Annotated in this window: 12 protein-coding genes; 4 read left to right on the top strand and 8 right to left on the bottom strand. The window is 66.9% G+C overall.

The genetic code is table 11. The features are described 5' to 3' along the window. Positions 1 to 7: 7 nt before the first annotated feature. The 3 genes from ACEN9N_RS16235 to ACEN9N_RS16225 form a co-directional block, all read right to left on the bottom strand. Positions 8 to 1,348, bottom strand: a complete 1,341-nt coding sequence (locus ACEN9N_RS16235; protein ID WP_495653996.1) for an MFS family transporter — start codon at positions 1,346 to 1,348, stop codon at positions 8 to 10. Between the two features lie 149 nt (positions 1,349 to 1,497). Then, positions 1,498 to 2,112 carry a response regulator transcription factor gene (locus ACEN9N_RS16230; protein WP_007839077.1) on the bottom strand — a complete coding sequence of 205 codons (615 nt, stop codon included), beginning with the start codon at positions 2,110 to 2,112 and terminating at the stop codon, positions 1,498 to 1,500. Beyond that, positions 2,109 to 4,172, bottom strand: a complete 2,064-nt coding sequence (locus ACEN9N_RS16225) for a sensor histidine kinase (protein WP_495653995.1) — start codon at positions 4,170 to 4,172, stop codon at positions 2,109 to 2,111. Before ACEN9N_RS16225 ends, ACEN9N_RS16230 begins: the two co-directional genes overlap by 4 nt. A gap of 231 nt (positions 4,173 to 4,403) precedes the next feature. On the opposite strand from ACEN9N_RS16225, the gene ACEN9N_RS16220 reads away from it, so the two are divergent. The 3 genes from ACEN9N_RS16220 to ACEN9N_RS16210 all read left to right on the top strand — a co-directional run bounded on the left by ACEN9N_RS16220 (position 4,404) and on the right by ACEN9N_RS16210 (position 6,640). Then, positions 4,404 to 5,291 carry a LysR family transcriptional regulator gene (locus tag ACEN9N_RS16220; protein ID WP_007839079.1) on the top strand — a complete coding sequence of 296 codons (888 nt, stop codon included), beginning with the start codon at positions 4,404 to 4,406 and terminating at the stop codon, positions 5,289 to 5,291. Positions 5,292 to 5,535: 244 nt separating this feature from the next. Further along, positions 5,536 to 5,862, top strand: a complete 327-nt coding sequence (locus tag ACEN9N_RS16215) for an NIPSNAP family protein (RefSeq protein WP_007839080.1) — start codon at positions 5,536 to 5,538, stop codon at positions 5,860 to 5,862. Positions 5,863 to 6,379: 517 nt separating this feature from the next. Then, positions 6,380 to 6,640, top strand: coding sequence for a DUF1488 family protein (locus ACEN9N_RS16210; RefSeq protein ID WP_007839081.1), 261 nt, complete (start codon positions 6,380 to 6,382; stop codon positions 6,638 to 6,640). A 19-nt stretch (positions 6,641 to 6,659) separates the two neighbouring features. Here ACEN9N_RS16210 and ACEN9N_RS16205 read toward each other — a convergent pair whose 3' ends face one another. The 5 genes from ACEN9N_RS16205 to ACEN9N_RS16185 all read right to left on the bottom strand — a co-directional run bounded on the left by ACEN9N_RS16205 (position 6,660) and on the right by ACEN9N_RS16185 (position 10,973). Beyond that, a complete protein-coding gene (locus ACEN9N_RS16205; protein WP_413315622.1) occupies positions 6,660 to 7,367 on the bottom strand; it encodes a Crp/Fnr family transcriptional regulator in 708 nt (235 codons plus the stop codon). A 114-nt stretch (positions 7,368 to 7,481) separates the two neighbouring features. Further along, on the bottom strand, positions 7,482 to 8,222 hold the full coding sequence (locus tag ACEN9N_RS16200) for a Crp/Fnr family transcriptional regulator (protein ID WP_007839084.1): 741 nt from the start codon (positions 8,220 to 8,222) through the stop codon (positions 7,482 to 7,484). A 243-nt stretch (positions 8,223 to 8,465) separates the two neighbouring features. Further along, complete coding sequence (locus ACEN9N_RS16195; RefSeq protein ID WP_495653994.1) at positions 8,466 to 9,563, bottom strand: acetate/propionate family kinase; 1,098 nt, start codon at positions 9,561 to 9,563, stop codon at positions 8,466 to 8,468. Positions 9,564 to 9,578: 15 nt separating this feature from the next. Further along, a complete protein-coding gene (locus ACEN9N_RS16190; RefSeq protein WP_081502714.1) occupies positions 9,579 to 9,812 on the bottom strand; it encodes a hypothetical protein in 234 nt (77 codons plus the stop codon). A 36-nt stretch (positions 9,813 to 9,848) separates the two neighbouring features. Continuing rightward, on the bottom strand, positions 9,849 to 10,973 hold the full coding sequence (locus tag ACEN9N_RS16185; RefSeq protein WP_007839088.1) for a sensor histidine kinase: 1,125 nt from the start codon (positions 10,971 to 10,973) through the stop codon (positions 9,849 to 9,851). Between the two features lie 629 nt (positions 10,974 to 11,602). Between ACEN9N_RS16185 and ACEN9N_RS16180 the strand changes: the two genes are divergently transcribed. Further along, positions 11,603 to 19,798: a glycoside hydrolase family 94 protein gene (locus tag ACEN9N_RS16180; RefSeq protein ID WP_495653993.1), complete on the top strand. Its 8,196-nt coding sequence runs from the start codon at positions 11,603 to 11,605 to the stop codon at positions 19,796 to 19,798. The last annotated feature ends 81 nt before the right edge of the window (positions 19,799 to 19,879 follow it).

The raw sequence follows: 19,879 nt of genomic DNA, 5'->3' as shown, positions 1-19,879 counted from the left end.
GCACTGTCTACTTGTCGTGGTGCAGGTACGTCGCCTGCTTCGGCAGCAGCAGGCTCACCAGGAACACCACGCCCATCATCGCCGTCACGTACCAGTAGAAGTACGGCTCGTGCCCGATCGACTTCAGCCCCAGCGCCACGTACTCCGCGCTGCCGCCGAAGATCGCATTGCCGACCGCGTAGGACAGCCCCACGCCCAGCGCGCGGATCTCGGGCGGGAACATCTCGGCCTTCACGATGCCGCTGATCGAGGTGTAGAAGCTCACCACCGCCAGCGCGAGCGTGATGAGCACGCCCGCCGCCAGCGGGCTGCCGACGCTCTGCAGGTTGCTCAGCACCGGCACCGTCATCAGCGCACCCAGCGCCCCGAACAGCAGCATGTTGTTGCGCCGGCCGATGCGGTCGGACAGCGCGCCGAACACCGGCTGCATGCACATGTAGATGAACAGGCAGGCCGTCATCACGTTGCTGGCGGTCTTGATCGACATGCCGGCAGAGTTCACCAGGTACTTCTGCATGTAGGTGGTGAAGGTGTAGAAGATCAGCGAGCCGCCGGCCGTGTAGCCCAGCACCACGAAGAAGGCGCGCTTGTGGTTCGTGAACAGCTCGCGCATGGTGCCGGCGCCCTTGGCGGCGCGGGTCTTGGTGCTGGCGGTCTCTGTCAGCGTGCGGCGCAGCATGAGGGCCACCACGGCAGCCACGGCACCGAGCACGAACGGAATGCGCCAGCCCCAGCTCTTGAGCTCGGCCTCGTCGAGCACCTGCTGCAGCACCACGACCACCACCACGGCCAGCAGCTGGCCGCCGATCAGCGTGACGTACTGGAACGACGAGAAGAAGCCGCGCTGGCCGCGCATGGCCACTTCGCTCATGTAGGTGGCGGTGGTGCCGTATTCGCCGCCGACCGACAGGCCCTGCAGCAGCCGCGCGGCCAGCAGCAGCGCGGGCGCGGCGGCGCCGATCTGCGCGTAGGTGGGCAGGCAGGCGATGACCAGAGAGCCCACGCACATCATGACGACCGAAGTGACCATCGATGTCTTGCGGCCCTTGCGGTCGGCCAGGCGGCCGAACAGCCAGCCGCCGATAGGGCGCATCAGGAAGCCGGCGGCGAACACGCCGGCGGTGTTCAGCAGCTGCACGGTCGGGTCCGACTTGGGGAAGAAGGCCGGCGCGAAGTAGATGGCGCAGAAGGCGTAGACGTAGAAGTCGAACCATTCCACCAGGTTGCCGGACGAGGCGGCGAAGATGGCGAAGATGCGCTTGCGCTTTTCTTCGAAGGTATACGGCGTGTTGTTGGCGGTCGCGTCCGGGCCGGAGGCGCCGACGCTCGCACTGGCGATGTTGGTCATGGAAAGGTGTCCTTGTCTCTGGCTGCGGCCCGCCGCAAAGCCGCGCGAGACCGTACCGGCAAGTCTGTCCGGCCGCCGGCGCGCTGTCGTCCGTAGCCGCCCGCCGCGCGGCTACGTATCGGTACGCAAGGGTAAATACCTAGAAAGGACTACAGCCCGTGTTCCCGCAGGAACCGGTCGAGCTGGTGGCTGTTCGCGAGCCCCAGCTTGGCGAACACGTGGGCGCGGTGCGTTTCCACCGTGCGCTGCTCCAGCGGCGCGAGTTCCAGGGCGATCTGCTTGTTGGGCTTGCCCTCGGCGACCAGCCGGGCGACCTGCATCTCGCGCGGCGTGAGCTTGTCCCACAGCGCCTGCGCGGCCTGGCGGGCCTGCCGGCGCACGGCGATCTCGCCGGCGCGCTGCAGGGCCCGGGCGATGCTGTCGAGCAGGCGCTCGTCGTTGCAGGGCTTCTCGAGCCAGCCGAAGGCGCCGTTCTGCACCGCCTCGACGGCCATCGGAATGTCGCCGTGGCCGGACAGGAAGATCACGACCAGCGGGCTGTCCTGCGCGCGCAATGCATCGAACACCTGCAGCCCGCTCACGCCCTCCATGCGCAGGTCGAGGATCACGCAGCCTGCGCGCTGCAGGTCGGCGCCGGCCAGGAAGGCCTCGCCCGAGGCAAAGGTCTGCACCGCGTAGCCGCGCGACAGCAGCAGGAGGCCCAGCGAGCGGCGCACGGCCTCGTCGTCGTCCACCACGCACAGGTTGTTGGCAAGAGCGTTCATGGGGGTGAGATCTCCAGCTCGAGGGTGAAAACCGTGCCACCGCCGTCCCGGTTGGCAAAGGACAGCCGGCCGCGATGGGCCTCGACAATGGTGCGGCAGATGTTCAGGCCCAGCCCCAGTCCGCCGGTCTTGGTGGTGAAGAAGGGCGCGAACACCTGCTCGGCCAACGCTGCATCGATGCCCGGCCCGCGGTCGGCCACGCGGATGTGCATGCGTCCTGCCAGCACCTCGGCCTCGACCTCCACGAGCCGCTGTTCCGGCGGCGTGGCCTGCATCGCCTGCAAGCTGTTGGACAGCAGGTTCAGCAACACCTGCTCGAGCAGCACGCGGTCGCCGCGCACCTCGGGCAGCCCCGCCGGTATGCGGACTTCGGCACGCGCCTGCCGCATCCGCATCTCGCCCTGCAGCAGCGCCAGCGCGTTCGCCACCAGCGCCGCCACCGCGCAGTCCTCGGTGCCCACGGTGCGCTGGCGCACGAAGCCGCGGATGCGCCGCACGATCTCGGCGCTGCGCTGGGCCTGCGCCATGGTCTCGTCGAGGCTGCTGACCAGCAGCTGCTGGTTGCCCTGTTCCGCGAAGGCCTTGGCCGCGCTCGCAAAATTGCTCAGCGCCATCAGCGGCTGGTTCAGCTCGTGGGCCAGCGTGGAGGCCATCTCGCCGAGGCTGGCCAGGCGTTGGGCGTGCTGCAGCTGCTCGTCGTTCTGGCGCTGGCGCAGCTCGGCGCGCTTCTGCTCGGTGATGTCCACCACCGAGCTCATCCAGCCGCTGTGCTGGCCATCGGCGTCGATCAGCGCGGCGGTGTAGACCATGGTGATCACGTCGTGCCCGTCGCGGTGCCGCAGGCGCGACTCGAAGCCCGAGCGCGCGGGCTGGCCGCTCATCATGGCGTCGTACTGGCGCCAGTGCTGCGCCACGTCGTCGGGGTGCCAGTAGGGGTAGGGCGGCAGCTTGCCGAGCAGTTCGTCGGCGTCGTAGCCGGTCATCTCGCAGAAGGCCGGGTTGACGTAGATGATGCGGCCCTCCAGGTCGCGTGCGCGCATGCCCACCAGCAGCGAGTCTTCCATCGCCTTGCGGAACGCGTGGGCCTCGTCGAGCTCGTGGGTGCGCTCGCGCACGCGCAGCTCCAGGTCGCGCCGTGCATCGCGCTGCTCGGCGAAGCGGCGTTCGCGCAGCTGCCAGTACAGGCCGCCCAGCAGCAGCACGCCGGCACACAGCAGGCCCAGCATCCAGGTGCGCTCGCGTGCGCGGGTGACTTCGGCGTGGTCGGCCATCACCGTCAGCGTCCAGCCCAGGTCGGGCAGCGGCTCGTCCACTGCGAGGAAGCGGCGCGGCTGGCCGTCGATGTCGGTGCGCACGAGGTAGCCGGGCTCGCCTTCGCCACGCTCCACCTTCCACGGCAGTGCCGCGAAGCTGGTGCGCGCGCCGTACTGCTGGTCGCGCTGCATGCCGTCGAGTTCCGCTGCGCCCAGCGCGCGCGTGGCCTGGTACATCCACGGCGGCACCGAGCTCAGGAACACGATGCCGCGCGCGTCGGTCAGCAGGATCGGGTCGCGCGAGAAGGTCCAGGCTTCCTGCAGCTGGCGCAGGCTGACCTTCACCGTCACCACGCCCAGCACGGCGCCGCCGTCGGGCCGCACCGGCGCGGAGATGAAGAGCCCCGGCTCGCCGGTGGTCTGGCCCACGCCGTAGAACAGGCCGTTGCGCCCCGCGCGCGCGTCGCGGAAGTAGGGGCGGTTGGCATACGACTCGCCGACGAAGCTCTGCGGCGTTGCCCAGTTGCTGGCCGCCAGCGTAAGGCCCTGCAGGTCGATGAGGTAGAGCGCGTCGGAGCCCGCCTGCCGGTTCACCTCCTCGATATAGCGGTTGGCGCGCTGCTTCACGGCCGCGTCCCGGGGATGGGCCAGCGCGGCCAGCACGTCCGGATGCAGGCTCGCGGTGAATGGCAGGTAGCTGTACTTGCCGGCGGCGTCGCGCAGGCCCAGCACATGGACTTCCATGGCGCGGCGGATCGAGTCGGCCTGGAAGTTCGCCTCGCGCCTCGCGGCCCACTGGCCCGCCATGCCGATCAGCAGCAGTGCCAGTACGCCCGCGGCGATCCAGCCGGCCAGCGCGCGGTGGCGCGGGCGGGGAGGAGGGCGGAGGTGTTTCGGGCGTGATTGGCGGCGGGGGCGGCATGGACGGCACGGGGGATGGGGCCGATCGGCGCGGCCGGGGGATTTTGCCCTCATCCTTGCGCCTGTGCCCGCCCTCGCGGGCGCGACAATGCCAGCCTCCCAGATCGACCCGAACCCATGAGACCCGACCTCGATTCGCTGGCGCTTTTCCTGCGTGCCATTGAGCACGGCAGCCTGTCGAAGGCCGCCGCCGAGAGCCACATGGTGCTGTCGGCCGCGAGCCGCCGCCTGTCCATTCTCGAAGGCCACCTGGGCGTCGCGCTGCTCAACCGCACCTCGAAAGGCGTGACGCCCACCGGCGCCGGCGAGTCGCTCGCCATGCATGCGCGCCAGATCCTGCGCGACGTCGACCGCATGCGCGCCGACCTGTCAGATTACGCGCAGGGCGCCACCGGCCGTGTGCGGTTGCACGCCAATGCCTCGGCCATGGGCCAGTTCCTGCCGGACGACGTGGCGAGTTTCCGCCAGCGCTACCCGGAGATCCGCGTGAGCGTGGAGGAGCACCGCAGCGTGTACATCGTGCAGGCCATCCGCGACCGGCAGGCCGACGTGGGCGTCATCACCAGCGAGGCGGCCGACCCGGCGCTCAACTTCATTCCCTACCGCACCGACCGGCTGGTTGCCATCGTGCGGCAGAAGCATCCGTGGCGCGGGCGCGAGGTGTCGTTCGAGGAACTGCTCGATTTCGATTTCGTGGGTCTCGAAGACGATTCCGCCATCTCCCGCACGATGGAAGACGCCGCCATGAGCGCGCGCAAGGTGCTGCGCCTGCGCGTGCGGGTGAAGAGCTTCGAGGCCGTGTGCCGGATGATCGAAGCGGGCATGGGCGTGGGCATCCTGCCCGAGGGTGCCGCTGTGACCTACCGCAAGGAGATGAAGCTGCGCTTCATCAATCTCACCGATGCGTGGGCTTCACGACGGATGTACCTGTGCACGCGGCAGGAGGCGTTGAGCTTTCCGCAGCGCCGGTTGGTCGATCACTTGCTGGCGCGTGGGATGCCGTAGGGCTCGTGCTCGTGCTCGGGTTCGTTCGGGGCGACGCTCACGCCGACGGGGTGCCTTGCTCCGCGAATGCATTTGTTGGCGAGAAGGCGCGACGCGGAATGCCTGAGACTGGCGGTCAGCGGTTGGGGCAGACCCCGGCAGATCATCTCCTTTGACGGCGGATGGACCTCTGGCAGCACAATGTGAGCTTGGCGGTCACGCCCGCCGCCTCGTCAACTTGTAACATTTTTCAGGACTGATGTCGATGATCTACGAACTACGCGTCTATACCGCAATGCCTGGCCGGCTGCCCGACGTTCTTGCCAGATTTCGCGATCACACCGCGGGCATCTGGAACCGGCTGGGAATTCGTCAACTCGGATATTGGACGACTGCAGTCGGACCTGACAGCAACGCGCTTACCTACATGCTTGTCTGGGAGAGCCTGGCCGATCGTGAGGTCAAGTGGGGCAAGTTTGTCGTCGATCCCGAATGGGTCGAGGTCAGAAAGGCGAGCGAGGCAGCCGGACCGATTGTTGCGAAGATGGACAACTCGTTCTTGGCGCCCACCTCTTTCTCGCCTGCGAAATAGTCTCTTCCGCGGCGGACGACACAGTTGGCTGGGACGCGGTATCAACGCCCAATGCCTCTTCAGTCTGTCCTGGAGTGCTAACGACCGGGTCCGCGCACCACCAACGCGTTGGCTGCCGTCGCCAGGGTTGGTTGGGCCGACAGGAATGGCTGCATGGAACCGACCGAGACCGCCGACATCGGCATTCGCGCCGTTCTTGAAGCGCGTCAAACGAACTGTAGAGCGCGGTTCGTTTGCCGAGGTTGCTCAGGATGTTTTCGCACCGTGCGTTGGCGCACAGACCGAAGGCCAAGGCTACACCATGATCGGGTTGACGGCCATCCGGCGCTGGTAGAGGAAGCTTAAGCACCCGCCCATCAAGAGCGGAGCCTCGATGCAGGAGGGCCGTCACCTCGATGGAGTTCGCGGCAAAGAGCCAAGCGCGTAGACCTGTGTGGCGACCAAACACCCGATATCGCACAGACACGAAACGCCAGACCTGCGATAGTGCGCAGCCGCCTCAAAGAAAGATCTCGAAATGTCTGACGCTCCGTACTTTCATGATGCTTCAGGCTCCGTCCGCTTCTGGGTGGACATGGAAGGCACCCAGTTCGTGAGTGCCAGCATCGGGAGGGAAGCACTGCGTTATCACTTTCGCACGACCGAGAACGCCGACCCGCTTGAAACGTTCAGCCACCATGTCGAAGAGATCGAAGCTGCGGTGCGGCGTCGTCTCTCACAGGGGGCAATGGAGCCGGTGATGCTGCGGGAGAACGATCTTCATGTTCCTGCCCTATGAATTGCAGGAAGGCGACCTGTCATGAGATCAACCGCGCGTAGTTGCGCTGGTTGGCCCGATAGCAATCGCACGCCGCACTTTCCAGTCCCCGGCGATCCGTGATCGTGATGGCGCCACGTCGGTAGTCAATCAGTCGACGCTCGTGCAGCGCGGTCGCGGCATTGGTGATGCCGACCCGACGCACCCCCAGCATGCGGCCCAGCACTTCATGAGTCAGTGCAAGGTGTGTGGAGTGCGCGCAATCCTGGGTCGTCAATAACCAGCGCGCCAGGCGCTCCTCGATCAGATGGAAGCGGTTGCACAGGCCCGAGCGACCCAGTTCCATCAGCAGCACACAGACGTAGCGGTTGAGAACACGCCTGAGCATCGTGTTGTGCTCCAGTTCCTGAGCAAAGGACTGCGCTGTCAGGCGCCAGGCCAGACCGCCGCCCTGAACGAACGCTCGCAACGGCGCGCTCCGAACACCCAACGACAGTTCGTAGCCCAAGGCGCCCTCGTTGCCCACCAAGCCTGTTTGCAGGCCGTCGTGGCCGTCTGCCGTGGAAACCAGTGAAACAAAGGCGCTCGTGGGAAAGTGGATGTGGCGGATGGAATCGCCCGGCTCATAGAGCGTCTGGGCCGCCGCCAATGCCACGTTCTCGCATTTTTCGAGTAGACACGCCCTGACCATCGGCGGAAGCACTTCGAGCAGACGGTTGTGAATGGGGCGGGTCGGATGGGATGTCACAGAGCCCCTGTTGAGAGGAGCCAGCGCGAAAATGCGTGACCTGCCGCATTGTTGCCGATGCGATGGCTCACGTCTGTGCGGCGGCGCACCGAGCCTGACCGTCGCCGCGGCGAATCAGCTTGCCACTTGGCGAGGAAGCAGCCGATCCGTTTCGCGCTTCACGACCTCATAGCATTCACAAACCTGCTGTTCCAGGCCCGGGCGGTCGAGCACCGTAATGTGACCTCGCGCGTACTTGATCAGGTTCAGACGCTGCAATTTGCCCGCCGCCTCCGTCACGCCTTCGCGTCTCACGCCGAGCATGTTGGCGATCAGTTCCTGAGTCATGACCAGTTCATTGCCCGGCAATCTGTCCAGGCTCAACAATAGCCAGCGGCACAGCTGCTGCTCGAGCGAATGATGCCGATTGCACACCGCCGTTTGCGACATCTGGGTGATGAGCGATTGGGTGTAGCGCAGCAAGAGGTGAAGCAACGGCCCCCCCTTTTCCGTCAGCTCCTGAATGTGGGTGGCACTTAGCCTGAAGGCGTTGCCTGCACTTTGCACCACGGCACGATTGGGCGTGCTACCTCCGCCCATCAAGAGCGATACGCCAACCATGCCTTCGAAGCCGACGACCGCGATCTCAGCGGACTGCCCGTTCTCCAGCACGTACAGCAGGGAGACGATGCAATCGATGGGGAAGAAAACGTGTCGCTGCACTACCCCCGACTCGTAGAGCACCTCCCCAAGACGCAGCGGCACCGGCTCGAGGAACGGCTCCATTCGGGCCATCACTTCAAGAGGGATGGCATCCAGCAGTTCGTTGCGTGCGGCGGCCCGGTGCAACGAAGACGAACGAGGAGGCAATGCCATGAGGAAGTCTGCTTCCAAATCTTCATGATTCTGCGACTGAAATCCGGCGTCTGTGCGCCGGCGTATCAACTGCCGAGACATTTTTTGGCGGGGCCGGGTGCGCCAGCGAACAGTCAGGGACTCACTTTCTGGCTGGCGGGGTCCCATAACTTCGCTTTGGAGAGCAACCTAAAGTGCGCCATGAACCCCACGGAAACCGATGCCGAGAACTTGGCGTGCACGGAGCGCGTTCAAGTGGGCGGGTCACGGGGCGGCTCCGGTGGTTTGATAAAGGGACAGAACTTGGCAGGCCTCGTCGGCGATCACCTGCTCTTCGTCGGTGTGCATGACGAACACGGCGACCTGACTGGCTGCGGGATCGGGCGCCACGCCGAGCCAGGCGAGGTGGTGACACACGGCGTTGCGCACAGCCGGCTGGTTCTCTCCGATGCCGGCGGTGAAAACGAGCGCATCGAGCCCGCCGAGCGTGGTGGCGATGGCGGCCACTTCGCGCGCGATCCGCAGTGCATACAACGCCAGCGCTTCGCGAGCTTCGGGCGCGTCGCTCGTGAGCAGTTTGCGCACGTCGCCCGAAACGCCGGAGAGACCTAGTAAGCCCGAGCGGTGATAAAGCATGTCTTCGACCGTGTCGATCGACTGACCCGGTTGCTTGAGCAGATAAAGCAGCGCGCCGGGGTCGAGCGCGCCGCTGCGGGTAGCCATCGGGATGCCGTCGAGCGTGGAGAAGCCCATGCTGGTCTCGCGGCTGGTGCCATGCAGCAAGCCGCACAGGCTGGCGCCACTGCCCAGGTGCGCGACCACCACGCGGCCCGCGGCAATCCCGGGGTGCTGCTGGCGCAGTTGCGACGCGATGAATTTGTACGACAGGCCATGAAAGCCGTAGCGCTTGATGCCTTGGTCGAACAGCGCGCGCGGGAGCGCGTAGCGGCGCGATGCAGCGCTCTGGCTGCGGTGGAAGGCCGTGTCGAACGAGGCCGACTGCGGCAGCGCCGGTGCGGCGTGCCGCACCGCATGGATCAGTCGCAGGCTTTGCAGCTGGTGCAGCGGCGCGAGCGGCGCCAGTGCCTCGATAGCGACGAGCGTGTCCTCCGCAATCGCCACCGGGCCGCTGAACTCGTCCCCGCCGTGCACGACGCGGTGACCCGCCGCGACGAGTCGTGCGCCCGGCGCCGCATCGTTCACCCAATCCAGGGCATTCGCGATCATGCTGGACAAGGCATCGGGTGTTGCATCGACCGTGCGGCGGGCGAGGGCGCGTGTCGCGCCGGCATCGATCACGAACAGCCCGAGCTTGATCGACGAAGACCCGGGGTTGAAGGTGAGCATCACATCGCCTGTCATGCGATCATCATGCGTTCATTTCCGCTGCGAGCGAGATTTTTCATCAGCGATAGCCAAGGCACCATTTCGTGTGATCGTGCGAACATGCACTGATTCGCGTATAGATGTCTTTGCTTTGCCCTGCAACTCCAGAGTCATCTCAATCAGGCCGTCGGCAGCCAGCCGCTTCGCTGCTGAAACATCCGCCGACAAAGTGAGCCACCGAGGTGGTGCCATGCGGCCGATCCGCATCAGCAATTGGATGTCCATGATGAGTCCTTGGGATTGGGAGAAACTAGATGCTTGTCATTCGAGGACGTGCAGGGGCAAGCGAATGGTGAAAACGCAACCGGTTCCCGGCACATCTCGAGCTGTCAAGGTGCCGAGGTCAGCCTCAACGCTTCGGCGTGCGATGGACAGGCCCAAGCCAAGGCCGGATTTGTCGTGACTGTGTTGATTGAAGGGCTCAAACATCCTGGAAGCGCTTCCGGGCGGAAGTCCTCCGCAGTGGTCTTCGACGTCAATCGATACATGCTCGTCGAGTGCATGAGCTCTTAAGGCAATGATGGTGTGCGGGTGCGTGAACTTGAACGCGTTTTGCAAGAGATTCGCCAGGGCGGCAAGCAGCAGCTCGCGATTGCCACGGATGGCCAGCAGAGGATCGACAGAGCTCACCTCGAAGGGGCAGCGTGCGGCTCCGGCGACGAGCTGCGCGGCGGTTTCGGCATCCTTGATGAACGTGGCGACGGAAAACGTCTGGCGCTGTTCCGGCATGTTGACGCGCACCTCGGCGAGCGTCCGATCGATCAGGGTGACCATCGACGAAAGGCTGCGCTTCAATACGCTCCCCGTGGCACCTCCCAATGTCATGCTGCCGAGTTCGAGGGCATGGATGGCAAGAGTCGCCGTGCCCAGACAGTTGCGCAACTCGTGAGCGAGGAAACCGACACGCTCGGTTGAGTCAAGGCTCTGCTGGCGGGCGATCTGCGTATCGCGCTGGGAGCTGAACTCCGTGACGGCATCGGCAATGGCGTTGTCCAAGCATCGATTCAATGTGCGGAACTCCCCGACGGCAAAGGGAGCATCGCGCTCGAAGGCCATGTCCGTGATCGCTTGGCAAAGGTCGCCATAGTCGTGGACGACTTGATCTACCGTGTACCCCAGTTCGAGCAGCTCCTTGCCGTGGGCCGTGGCGGCTACCCCCATCTCCGACAAGGTCTGCGAATCTCCGCCTGAAGGTCCCGAAATTCTGATGCTGTCCGCCGGTTTGTCATCTTCTTCCGCGGCAAACGTTTGGATCAATTGATCAAGGAACAGCGGAATGCCGTTGGCCAACTGCTGTTCAGTTGCTGCGCGTCTGGGCCTTCGCGCAACTTTCGACTTGCACCGGGAGATCAGTTCATCGCGGTTGTTGGTCAAGAAGTTACGCATGCTCAGACCTCGATGGCTTTCGCCTGATTCATCAATGAACGCTGTCGACTGTGTTTCCGAGGCGCATTGCTCAATCGTTATTCATGCGAAAAGCCTTGTCTGTGCGGTAGCGAACATAGTGCCGATCTATCGCCGATCGTTGTTCGGGGCAGCGGGGTGACGAGCTCCTGGGGCGACCGATTGGCACGAGTGCGCCGGCTGGTTCGCTTGTACTTCAGAGGCGGCATGGGTAGCTGCGCCAAAGAATCAGCTGTGACAGACATGCCCTCAATCGCGAATGCGTAAGCATCCTCCTACGTCGGGCATCGTGAAAACAGGCACCCGTAAGGTCAATTAAAAGCGTACGGTCGGAACACGTTCACAGTTCTCGCAATCGCGCGGCAGCTCGAAGTCGTTTCATAGGAGCCCGTTGCAATGTCCGTCCCGCAGTCCCTTTCCCATTCGCACATCGATTTCGTCGGCAGCGATTTCGAAGCCCTAGCTTCGCACATGCATCACTGCGCACGTGCCCACGGGCGATGGTTCTCGCTGCGAAGCCACATGCAACGTGTGCGCGCGCTCGCTGCGGGCCGCATTGTCACGATGGCGTGCGTGGCCGTGGTCCTGGGCATCGGCATGTTCGCGGTCACTTGAGCGCCGCTGCCGTCGTCGACCGCCTCCAAGGGCTCAGTCACTACGCCCGGACTCTTCTGCTCGGTCCGCACGACCCGGTAGCCCTCCCGATTCGCGCCGAACTCTTCGGTGCCCAACGTTTCGAACAGCACGGCCACAGCCTGGCCGGTGCCCAGGTGGTGGAAGACGAACACCACCGCGCGCGCGAAGGCGCGCTTTTTTTCCCGCGTGTCGATGAGAACCTCGAGTCGCTGCGCGCCGCCTTCGACTACATCGCGCTGATCTCGCTGAGCGGACGCTATGTGTCGCCGGCGGCTGAATGGCTGCTCGACAACTTCCACCTCGTCGAGGCGCAGCTCCAGCAGATCCATGACGGCGTGCCGCGCAGCTACTACGCGCGCCTGCCCAAGCTCGTCACGCCGCCGCTGGCGGGGCTGCCGCGCGTGTACGGCATTGCGTGGGCCTATGTGGCGCACACCGACAGCGTGCTCAACAAGACGCTGTTCACTGCCTTCCTCAACGCCTACCAGGACATCGACGAGCTGATGTTCGGCGAACTTTGGGCGCTGCCCACCACCCTGCGCGTGGTGCTGCTCGAAAACCTGCGCCGCGTGGCCGAGCGCATTGCCGAGAACAAGGTCGCGCGCGAGATCGCGCATGCCGCGTGGGACGCGGCGCCGCACCTCTCGGTGCAAGACCTCGACGTGCTGTACCGCGCGCTGCAGAGCCACGGCCTGCAGGACAGCTACCTCACGCAGCTGTGGCAGCGACTGCCCGTCGAGCGAGGCGACGACATGCCCACGCTGGTGCGCTGGACCGAACAGCACTGTCCCAACGGCCCGGCGCTGATCGGCGACGCGCAGAACGCGCAGGCCGCGGCCAATCTCACGGTCGGCAACATCATCACGACCTTGCGCATGATCGGCCAGGTCGAGTGGAGCGATCTGATCGAGCCGGTGAGCCGCTCGCTGCGCGTGCTGCGCGAACTTCCCAGCTTTGCGAACGAGAGCGAACTCATGCGCCAGCAGATCACGCATGCGATGGAACAGGTGGCGCGCAGCGCCGAACGGACCGAGCGCGAAGTGGCGCAGGCCGTGGTCACGCTGGCGTCCAGTGCACCGGCCGAGGAAGCCGGCGCCGAGACCGACCGCGCCGACGGCACCGCCGGCTATTACCTCTTCGGCCAGGGCCGGCCTGCGCTGATCGCGTCGCTGCAGGCGAATGCACCGGCGGGCCATGCCGCACGCGCCGCGAGCACACGAGGCCCCGCGCGCAGCCATCGCGGCTGGCGCCTGCCCGTCTACGTGGGGTCCGTTGCCCTCGGCACCGCGCTGCTGCTGGCGGCCGTGGTGCACGGCCTGCCGCATCGTGGCGACTGGACCACCGTCGCGGCGTTGCTGCTGCTCGCATGGCCGCTGTCCGAAGCGCTGATTGCGCTGGCGCAACGCATCATGGCGGAGTCGGTGCGCGTGCAGGCCTTGCCACGCCTCGATTTCGCGAACGGCATTCCCGAGCGGCACCGCGCGCTCGTCGTCATGCCCACGATGCTGGGGTCGACCGCGAACAACGCCAAGCTCGCGCACCGGCTCGAACTGCACTGGCTCGCCAACCGAGAGGCGCACGCGCAGTTCGCGCTGTTGACCGACTGGGCCGACGCTTCGCAAGCCTCGATGCCCGACGACGTGCCCTTGCTCGATGATGCCCAGCAACGCATCGCCGCGCTCAACGCCAAGTACCCACCGGCCGAAGGCGCCGCGCCACGCTTCCTGCTGCTGCACCGTCCGCGAAACTGGAGCGAGACCGAACAGCGCTGGATGGGCTGGGAGCGCAAGCGCGGCAAGCTCGAAATGCTCGTGCGGCTGCTGGCCAGCGGCGACGCCAGCGGCTTTCTCCCGCTCGCACCGGGCCAGCAGCTCGCGCCCGGCCGCACGCCCTATGTGCTGACGCTCGACAGCGACACGGGCCTGCCGCCCGGCGCGCTGCGCGACCTCGTGTCCATCGCCGCGCATCCGCTGAACGCGCCCGAGATCGACGTGCCAAGCCGGTGCGTGGTCGCGGGCTTCGGCATTCTTCAGCCGCGCATCGTCACGCCGTTCCCGATGCGCAGCGAGCGCTCCTTCTTCCACTGGGTGTTCGCCGGGCAGTGCGGGCTCGACCCCTACGGCAGCGGCGCCTCCGACATCTACCAGGACGTGTTCGGCAGCGGCTCCTTCACCGGCAAGGGCTTGCTCAACGTGCGCGCCGTGCACGCCACGCTGAACGACCGCCTGCCCGACAGCGCCGTGCTGAGCCATGACCTGCTCGAAGGCAGCGTCGCGCGCTGCGCGATGGTCAGCGACGTGGTGCTGGTCGAAGACCATCCGCACCATGCCGGCGTGGCCGCCTCGCGCGTGCACCGCTGGGTGCGCGGCGACTGGCAGCTGCTGCCACTGATGTGGCGTGCGCGCCGCTTCGGCATCGACGCGCTGGGCCTCTGGAAAATGTGCGACAACCTGCGCCGCTCGCTGGTCGCACCAGCGTCTTTCGCGCTGCTGGTGCTGGTGATCTTCACGCAGGCCATGCCGCTCGGCTGGGCGCTGGCTGCCGTCGGCGCGGCGCTCACGCTGGGCCCGCTGCTGGGCGCGCTGGCCGGCCTGGTGCCGACACGGCGCGCCATCGAGCTGCGCCACTTCTTCGATGTGGGCACGGTCGAGTTGTTGCGCGCCATGGCCGGCGCAGCCTGGCAGTTTGTGCAGCTGGCGGCGCAGACGCGCCTGCTGCTCGACGCGGCCTTCCTCGCCACCTGGCGGCTGGTCGTGAGCCGCAGGCACCTGCTGCAATGGACGACAGCCGACCAGGCGCAGGCGCAATCGAGCCAGCGCCTGAAGCCTTTCGTGCGCAGCGCGGCACTCAGCAGCGCGATGTCCCTGGCGCTCGCCATCCTCGCGAACCGGAGCGCCCACCCGGTGCTCGGGCCCCTGCTCTTCGTGCTCTGGTCCCTGGCGCCCCTCGCGGCCTGGTGGGGCAGCCGCGTCGATGCGCACGCCGAAGACCCGCTCGAGCCCGAAGATCGCAGCTACCTCGAGAAGCTGGCGCACGACACCTGGCGCTTCTTCGAGCACGTGGTGGGCCCGGACGACAACCACCTGCCGCCCGACAACCTGCAGCTCGAACCGCAGCCGACGATTGCGCACCGCACCTCGCCGACCAACATCGGCTTGTACCTGCTGGCCACCTGCTGCGCGCGCGAGTTCGGCTGGATCGACACCGGCTCTTTGCTGGCGCGCATCACCGCCACGCTCGACACCGTCGACCGCATGCAGAAGCACGGCGGCCACCTGTTCAACTGGTACGACACGCAGACGCTCAAGCCGCTGCCGCCCGACTATGTGTCCAGCGTCGACAGCGGCAACTTCGCGGGCCACCTCGTGGCCGTGGCGCAGGCCTGCCGCGCCTTCGCGGCGGAAGCAAGCTGCCAGCGCCGCGAAGCCCCCACGCTGGAAGCACTGGCTCGACGCTGCGACGCGCTGCACGACGGCATGGATTTCAGCGGCCTCTACGACGCCAAGCGCCACCTGTTCCACATCGGCCTGCGCGTCGAAGAGAACGTGCTCGACGCCAGCTACTACGACCTGCTGGCCTCCGAGTCGCGCCTGTTGAGCTTCCTTGCGATTGCGAAGGGCGACGTGCCGCGCCGCCACTGGATGGCGCTGGGCCGGCCGTTCCTGCTGGTGGGCTTCAAGCCCAGCCTGAAGTCGTGGTCGGGCTCGATGTTCGAGTACCTGATGCCCGCGCTCGTGATGACCGAGCCCACCGACGGCCTGCTGCAGGTGGCCAATGCCGCGGCCATCGCCGAGCAGCAGGCCTTCGGCCGTGCGCAGAACATGCCGTGGGGCGTGTCCGAGTCGGCCTACTTCGCGCAAGACCATTCGCTGGCGTACCAGTACTCGCCCTTCGGCGTGCCGCGCCTGGCGCTGCGGCGCACGCCACCCACCGACCGCGTGGTGGCGCCCTACGCCAGCCTGATGGCTGCGCCCTTCGCGCCCGAAGCGGCCGTCATCAATCTCGAGCTGCTCGAATCGCTCGGCGCGCGCGGCGAGTTCGGTTTTCATGACGCGATCGACTTCACCACCTCGCGCCAGACCGAGGGGCAGGACTTCACTGTCGTGCGCAACTTCATGGCGCACCACCAGGGCATGTCGCTGGTGGCGCTGTGCAACGTGCTGCGCGACGACGCGCCGCGCCGCTGGTTCGGCAGTGCCGCGCTGGTGCAGGCGCACGAGTCGCTGCTGCATGAGCGCACGCCGCGGCAGATCATCGGCAGCGCCGACCCGCGCACGCCGCCCGAGCCCAGCCGGGCCGAGCTGGCGCCGTTGTTCCAGCCGCGCGTGGTCGATCCGACGGGGCCGGGCTTCCAGCCCACGCACCTGTTGTCGAACGGCCGCTATACGGTGGCGCTGCGGGCCAACGGCGCCGGCGTGAGCCGCTGGCGCGCGTTCAACGTGACGCGCTGGCGCGACGATCCGCTGCGCGACAGCTACGGCACCTTCTTCTATGTGCGCGATATCGAAAAAGACGGAGGGCAAAGCGAGCTCACCTCGCTCACCGCCCTGCCTGCGCCCGGCGCCGACTGGCACTATCGCACCCGCTTCCTGGCCGACCAGGTGCAGTTCGATGCGACCGGCCCCGGCCTGCAGGTGCGCACCACGGTGCTCATCAGCCCCGAGGACGACACCGAGCTGCGCAACATCACGCTGCACAACAGCGGTGACGAAACGCGCACGCTCGAACTCGTCTCGTACTTCGAGCCGGTGCTGTCGAACCCGAAGGCCGACGAGGCGCATCCGGCCTTTGCCAACCTGTTCGTCGAATCGCGCTGGGAGCCCGCGTGGCGCGCGCTGCTGCTGTCGCGCAGGCCGCGCCTGCACGGCGATGCGGTGGTCGCCGCGGTGCACTTCGTGGCTTCGGTCGATGCCAACGTGCTGTCGATCGACAGCATGACCGATCGGCGCGTCTTCATCGGCCGCAACCGCACGCTGGCCGACCCTGCGCTCGACAGGCAACCGCTCACGGCCCAGGGCAAGCAGGTGAACGGCCTGGACCCCATCGCCTGCCTGCGCGTGCGCCTGTCGATTGCCCCGGGCACCACCGCACGCCTGAGCTTCGCCACCGCTGCCGACGAGAGCATCGAGGCGCTGATGCCCCGCATCGACCGCTACCTGCAACCGATGCACGTGGAGCGCGCCACCCGCATGGCGGCCACGCTGGCGCAGGTGCGGCTGCGCGACCTGAGCATCGCGCCCGCACAGAACCTGGCGCTGCAGGACCTGACAACCGTCCTCACCTACACCACGCCGCGCGTGATGAGCGACCGCGGGCTGATCGACCTGCGCCAGATCTGGCGCTTCGGCATTTCGGGCGACAAGCCCATCGTGCTGGTGTACATCCACTCGATGAACGGCATGGGGCTCATCAACACGCTGCTGCGCGCGCAGCCGTGGTGGGGTTTCGGTGGCGTGGCCTGCGACCTCGTGGTGCTCAACAGCGAGCCGAATTCGTACCTGATGCCGCTGCAGCGCGAGATCGAGACGCTGCGCTCGCGCGTCGCGCAGCAGACGCAGCACAGCTTTCCGCGCAACGACACCGCCAGCTTCTACCTCTTGCGCGACCAGGACGTGGTGCCGTCGGAAAAGGCCGCGCTCTCCAGCCTGGCGCGCGTGGTGTTCACGGCCGACGGCCGCGCGCTCGAAGTGCAGGTGGCGGCGCTGCAAGAGGCACGCAGCCCGGCGATTGCGGACGACAGCAGCGCACCGGTGCAACACCGCACGCCGCTGTTCAACCGACAGGCCGCCTCGCCAACCAACACAGCCCCCACCGGCGACTTCGACGCCGAGAGCGGTGAGTTCCGCTTCGAGGTCGGCCCCGATCGCCGCACGCCGCGCCCATGGATCAACGTGATCGCTAACGCCGCCTTCGGCTTCCAGGTGTCCGAATGGGGCACCGGCTACACCTGGGCCGGCAACAGCCGCATGCACCAGGTCACGCCGTGGTCCAACGACCCGGTGCAGGACCCGGCTTTCGAGCATTACCTGCTGCAGGACGTGGCGACGCGAGAGATGCTGCCGCTCACGCCCGCCGGCGGCGGCGGCGCCAACCGCCACCTCGTACGGCACGGGCAGGGCTACTCGGTTTTCGAATACCGCCAAGGCGAGCTCGTGCTCGAAACCACTTTCTTCGCGGACCGCGACGAAGCCGTCAAGCTGGTGCACGTGCGCGTGCGCAACGAAGGCGCCGGCCAGCGCCGCCTGCGCGCGCTCGCAATGGTCGAGTGGCAGCTGGGTGCCGCGCGCGGCGAACGGCGCACCGTGCACTGCTGGAAGCCCGAAGACCAGCCGGCCGTGTTCGGCCAGCAGCGCGAATCGAGCACGGGCTTCGGCGGCAGCACGGCCTTCCTGCTGTTCGCGGGCCTGCAAGGCACGACGACCGGAGCCACGCAATGGACCTGCGACCGCAGCGAATTCTTCGCCGGCCGCGGCATCGTCGAAGTGCCCGACACGCTGGCGCGCCGCGCCGGCAGCGGGCTCGATGCCTGCGCAGCCACCGGCGGCGAATTCGTCGTTGCATCCGGCGAAACCGCGAGCTTTACTTTCGTGCTCGGCCACGCCGGCACGGCAGACGCCGCGCTCGAACTTGCACGCCGCTGGCGGCAGCGCGATGTGCCCGAGGCATTGGCGCAGGTGCGCGGCTTCTGGGATGACCTGCTGGGCCGCCTGCAGGTGCGCACGCCCGACCCGCTGTTCGATGCGCTGGTCAATCGTTGGCTCGTGTACCAGACGCTGGCGTGCCGGCTCTGGTCGAAAGCCGGCTTTTACCAGGCCGGCGGCGCCTTCGGCTTTCGCGACCAGCTGCAGGACGCAATGGCCTTTGCACTCACCGACCCGCCGCGCCTGCGCGAGCAGATCCTCGTGAACGCGGCGCGCCAGTTTCCCGAAGGCGACGTGCAGCACTGGTGGCACATGCCCGGCGGAGCCGGTGTGCGCACGCATTTCTCCGACGACCTGCTGTGGCTGCCGTACGCGTCGGCGCACTACGTCGAGGTGACGGGCGACGCCTCGCTGCTCGACGAGATGGTCGGCTTCATCGAAGGCCCTGGCATTCCCGAGGGCGCGGAAGACGCCTACTACGCGCCGCAGCACAGCGGCTGCATGGCCACCGTGTTCGATCACGGCGCGCGCGCCATCGACCGCAGCCTGAAGATCGGCGTGCACGGCCTGCCGCTGATGGGCACCGGCGACTGGAACGACGGCATGAATCGCGTCGGCCACGAAGGACGCGGCGAATCGGTGTGGCTCGCATGGTTCCTGTGCAGCGTGGTCGAGCGCTTTGCGCCGCTTGCCGCAGCACGCGGCGAACACGAACGCGCCGCGCGCTGGACCGAAGCACGCACCGGCTGGATCGCCGCGCTGCACGACGCCGGCTGGGATGGCGCCTGGTTCCGCCGCGCCTTTTTCGACAACGGCGCGCCGCTGGGCTCGTCGACCAACGACGAGTGCCGCATCGACCTGATCGCGCAGGCCTGGTCGGTGCTGTCGGGCGCCTCGGGCGCGGCCTACACCGGCCCGGCCATGGCCGCCGTCAAATCGCAGTTGCACGACGAGCCAGCCGGCCTGCTGCAGCTGCTGGCGCCACCGTTTGCCCAGTCGATCAACAACCCGGGCTACATCCAGGCCTACCCGCGCGGCGTGCGCGAGAACGGCGGCCAGTACTCGCACGGCGCGGTGTGGGCGCTCATGGCGCAGGCGCTGCAGGGCGACCATGAAGCGGCCTGGCAGAGCTTCGAGGGCCTGAGCCCGGCCCACCGTTCGCGGCACCCCGAGCGCGGCCCGGTCTACGAGCTGGAGCCCTACGTGATGGCGGGCGACGTCTACGGCGCCGCGCCCTATGTGGGCCGGGGCGGCTGGAGCTGGTACACCGGCTCGGCCGCGTGGCTGCACCGCGCGGCCGTCGAGACCTTGCTGGGTCTGAACGTGAAGGGCAAACAGCTGTCGATGACGCCGCATGTGCCCGCGCACTGGCCAGGCTTCGAGATCGCGCTAAGGCTCGGGGCGCGCGAGTTCACGCTGCAGTGGGGCGACATGGAAGGCGCCTCGACACCTACACACCAACTGGCGGCGGGCGACTGGATCGATTGGCACGCACTGCCGCCAAATTCGACCGTACGGGTTTTGGCATAGCGCAACCTGGCTGGCCACCAGGGAGTTTGGATGTCGGAGGCGAAATCGTGATGAAGGCGGCTGCTTGGCATCGATGCCGAC

The sequence above is a fragment of the Variovorax sp. Varisp46 genome, from assembly GCF_059491885.1.
The sequence above is the reverse complement of the archived record's forward strand: the minus strand, read 5'-3'. Positions and strand labels throughout refer to the sequence as shown.

Excerpts from the sequence above, each read along its gene's own strand:
- ACEN9N_RS16235 (WP_495653996.1), bottom strand. The coding sequence starts at position 1,348 with ATGACCAACATCGCCAGTGCGAGCGTCGGCGCCTCCGGCCCGGACGCG.
- ACEN9N_RS16230 (WP_007839077.1), bottom strand. The coding sequence starts at position 2,112 with ATGAACGCTCTTGCCAACAACCTGTGCGTGGTGGACGACGACGAGGCC.
- ACEN9N_RS16225 (WP_495653995.1), bottom strand. The coding sequence starts at position 4,172 with ATGGCGGGCCAGTGGGCCGCGAGGCGCGAGGCGAACTTCCAGGCCGAC.
- ACEN9N_RS16220 (WP_007839079.1), top strand. The coding sequence starts at position 4,404 with ATGAGACCCGACCTCGATTCGCTGGCGCTTTTCCTGCGTGCCATTGAG.
- ACEN9N_RS16215 (WP_007839080.1), top strand. The coding sequence starts at position 5,536 with ATGATCTACGAACTACGCGTCTATACCGCAATGCCTGGCCGGCTGCCC.
- ACEN9N_RS16210 (WP_007839081.1), top strand. The coding sequence starts at position 6,380 with ATGTCTGACGCTCCGTACTTTCATGATGCTTCAGGCTCCGTCCGCTTC.
- ACEN9N_RS16200 (WP_007839084.1), bottom strand. The coding sequence starts at position 8,222 with ATGGCATTGCCTCCTCGTTCGTCTTCGTTGCACCGGGCCGCCGCACGC.
- ACEN9N_RS16195 (WP_495653994.1), bottom strand. The coding sequence starts at position 9,563 with ATGACAGGCGATGTGATGCTCACCTTCAACCCCGGGTCTTCGTCGATC.
- ACEN9N_RS16190 (WP_081502714.1), bottom strand. The coding sequence starts at position 9,812 with ATGGACATCCAATTGCTGATGCGGATCGGCCGCATGGCACCACCTCGG.
- ACEN9N_RS16185 (WP_007839088.1), bottom strand. The coding sequence starts at position 10,973 with ATGCGTAACTTCTTGACCAACAACCGCGATGAACTGATCTCCCGGTGC.